General features: G+C 35.9%; 5 protein-coding genes. 2 read left to right on the forward strand and 3 right to left on the reverse strand.

Going from position 1 to position 3,086, the window contains the following annotated elements; genetic code table 11:
• Together KAS42_06230 and KAS42_06235 are read left to right on the forward strand one after the other, a co-directional pair.
• A partial coding sequence (locus KAS42_06230; protein MCK4905815.1) for a hypothetical protein occupies positions 1 to 309 on the forward strand: 309 nt, incomplete at its 5' end.
• A gap of 16 nt (positions 310 to 325) precedes the next feature.
• A complete protein-coding gene (locus KAS42_06235) occupies positions 326 to 757 on the forward strand; it encodes a hypothetical protein (GenBank protein ID MCK4905816.1) in 432 nt (143 codons plus the stop codon).
• A gap of 169 nt (positions 758 to 926) precedes the next feature.
• Here KAS42_06235 and KAS42_06240 read toward each other — a convergent pair whose 3' ends face one another.
• The 3 genes from KAS42_06240 to KAS42_06250 all read right to left on the reverse strand — a co-directional run.
• Positions 927 to 2,330 (reverse strand): hypothetical protein, encoded by a 1,404-nt coding sequence (locus KAS42_06240; GenBank protein MCK4905817.1) that lies wholly within the window; start codon positions 2,328 to 2,330, stop codon positions 927 to 929.
• A gap of 46 nt (positions 2,331 to 2,376) precedes the next feature.
• Positions 2,377 to 2,898 (reverse strand): hypothetical protein, encoded by a 522-nt coding sequence (locus tag KAS42_06245; protein MCK4905818.1) that lies wholly within the window; start codon positions 2,896 to 2,898, stop codon positions 2,377 to 2,379.
• Positions 2,895 to 3,086: hypothetical protein (locus KAS42_06250; GenBank protein ID MCK4905819.1), on the reverse strand; the 192-nt coding region annotated here is incomplete at its 5' end. The genes KAS42_06245 and KAS42_06250, both read right to left, overlap by 4 nt.

Genomic DNA, 3,086 nt, shown 5'->3' on the forward strand with positions numbered 1-3,086 from the left:
GCTTCTAACTTAAAAGAAGCAAAAGGAATTTTTCGAACCAGACGTGTTTTTGCTTTCGGCTCTGGTGTTGCAGCCGCTGTATTTTTATTCTTTTTCTTATTTTTAAGCATTAGAACTACGGACATAAACTTAAAATGGCAGGATGATTCTTTTACATATAAAACAGAACAATTAGAGGAATCAATAGCAGATATACATAAAATTATTGCAGGAGAAACAATCCAATCAGCAGAAGGACATAGTATAGATGTAGAAATTAACAGTATATACGAAGATATAGAAGAAATAACAGTTTTTTTATCAATATGAGAGGAGGTGAAGAAAAATGAGAAAGTTAATAGTTACCACACTGGTTCTTCTTTTGGCATTAAGCTTTACACTATATGCACAGCCGATGGAAAGACGCTTTGCAGAAGCAAGGTCTAAAGGAATGTTCCAAAAAAAAGACATGGACCCCGAAATGCAGAAAATGATGAAACAGATGCAAGAACTGAATCAAGAGGCCATGGAATTAGCCAAAGAGTATAAGGATGAAACTTCCCAAAGAAACAAAGAAAAAATAAAGAGTAAAATGGATGGTATCCTTGACAAAGCGTTTGATTTAAGACTGGAAATAGGGGAAAAAGGTGTCGAAAAGCTTAAAGATAAAGTTGCCGAACTTGAAGAATCACTTCAGAAACGAAAATCTTCCAAAGATGAAATTATAGAAAACCATCTCAAGAAACTTCTGGGAGAAGAAAAACATCTCAGGTGGTAATCAATACCATCGAAGAATTGTTATATCACGAAAACGCTATTCCCTTTTAAAAATAGGGAATAGCGTTTTCAGTCCAACCAAGAATAGTACAAACATAAAATTCTATTTTAGATCCTTATCTAATTAGTTATTTGAGCAATATTGTTCTATTACTTCTTGAGAAGACTATTTACTTGTACTTTAGATATCCTTTGTTCTCGCCTTTTTTGGATTTGGACGGCAATACTGTTTCTTCCAAATTTCTTATTGTCGTTCTGTCTTCCTGCAAGATTCTTGCAGTCTTTTCTTCTGTAAGTATTATAGGAGATATGAATACCACCAAATCAGTTCTTTCTTCCGTTTCCTCTGTAGACCTAAACAGAAGTCCAAGTAAGGGTATATTACCCAAAAAGGGGACTTTCGTTATTGTTGTTGTATTTTCGCTGCGCAGTAATCCTCCTATAACTATCGTCCCTCCGTCTTTGACTGTTATAATTGTTTTAGCCGAACGTGTTGTCGTATCCACTGCCTCTGCAAAATACGGAGAAGGGTCTGCAGAGATTACTGAAGGTTCTACTTCCAAGATAACATTTCCCTCGTCGGTAATATGGGGAGTTGCCTTCAACTCTACGCCAATATCACCGTACAAGGGCTCTCTACTTACTATATTACCCGCATCGTCATAAGTAACCTTCATAGCCAAAGCTATATGATTCGTGATATTGATACTAGCCGCATGGTCATTTTGAACAGCGATGCGAGGTTGAGCTAATATTTTAGCTAATCCTTTTGTCTCAAGCGCTTTTATAGAAGCGCTCAATTGGGCAAAAGAAAGCTGTCCGAATGAAAAGGTTGGTATTGCGCCTTCGCTTCCAGCCCATCCACCGCTTTCATTGTAAACTTGTTCTAATTTCTTAAATGTTGTCGCTTTATCTGTATGAAAAGGGAATGTAGTCTGTTGGACTGCTCCCGAAGCAGTAATACCTACCCCCCACTCGACACCTAATTCTTTTGTTGCTTCCGTAGATAATTCCACTATATCCGCGCGGATTAAAACTTGGGGAAGGGAATGGTCTAATTTGCTTATAAGGTCTTTTACTTCTGCCATATTTCTCGGCAAGTCCTTAATGATCACAGTATTTGTTCGAGTATCTACACTTACCTGTCCATGTTGAGAAAGATTATTCTTTATTATTTCCCCCATATCTTTTGCTTTTGCATATCTTAACTTAATAGCCTCAATCTCAAGAGGCAAAGTTTCAGGCATTTCTTCAACAATATATATGTCCGTATCTTTCCTGCGGGTGTAATCCAACCCATGCATGCTTAAGATAGCATCAAGGGCGTCTTTACCTTCAACGTTAGGTAAATATATCGAAACCAATTTCTCGGATAAATCCGCCTTCATTACAAATTTCATTCCCGTCTTTTCAGTTATTAATCTTAAAGCATCTTCTAATTTCACGTCTTTAAAATCCAAAGTAATTACGCTTTCAGAAGATGATATAATTTCATCTGTCTGATTTTGTGCAAAAACCTGAAAAGACAAGATTAATATAATATTAATGCATAAAAACGGGAATATTTTTTTCATCTGTTATGCCCTCCGATTTGAGTTTTTTATCTTTTTCCTAAAATCGCTAAAGCGATTTTACCCCCTTGATTGTTTTCACTTTGTGGAAACTATGGGGGTTTTCCACATTTCTAACGCCTTCAATAAAAAGAAATTTTTCCTCTCCTTCAACTTCCACCACAACACAATTAGGTTCTATCCTTTTTATTTCTATGCCTTTTATAATACTTCCTTTCCTCACTACCTCCCCATTTATGATTGCCAACGGTTTTTTAGAATCCCAAAGAATACCTTTTAGGGTTAATTCCTTTAAAAACTCAGAAGCGATTTCTTTTTCTCCAAGAACTTTTCTTCTTTCCAAAGAAAAAGGGTCTTTGTCTTCTTCATAAGAAAACCTCTGCACGCCTTCTTTATCCTTAAAATACTTCTCAGCCGTTTCAAGTATAATTTTAAATTCCAACCCGGTTTCTTCCACCGATACATTCATTTTATCCAGATTCTTTTTAGGCGGATGCAAGACAAAAATCCACAGCATAATAAGTACTATTAATAATCCAAATATAATTATTATCTGCTTTTTTTCATTCATTTTTTAATTTTCAACCTGTAAGTGGAAAGCAAAAAATCGGCTTTATGTTTTTTAGTCAGCCTCTCTGCTTTCGATAAAATAGTAGGAGACTCTACGCACAAAAACAAGGGGCTTTTTTCTATCTCGTTAAAGAACGCTCCTAACGCGGGATAATCGGCATAACAACTAATTTTCCAGGAATATTTAGC

The organism is bacterium, assembly GCA_023135785.1.
Classification (GTDB): domain Bacteria; phylum CAIJMQ01; class CAIJMQ01; order CAIJMQ01; family CAIJMQ01; genus CAZNJA01.

Bases quoted from the DNA above. Each gene is read 5' to 3' on its own strand.
- KAS42_06235 (MCK4905816.1), top strand. From the start codon at position 326: ATGAGAAAGTTAATAGTTACCACACTGGTTCTTCTTTTGGCATTAAGC.
- KAS42_06240 (MCK4905817.1), bottom strand. From the start codon at position 2,330: ATGAAAAAAATATTCCCGTTTTTATGCATTAATATTATATTAATCTTG.
- KAS42_06245 (MCK4905818.1), bottom strand. From the start codon at position 2,898: ATGAATGAAAAAAAGCAGATAATAATTATATTTGGATTATTAATAGTA.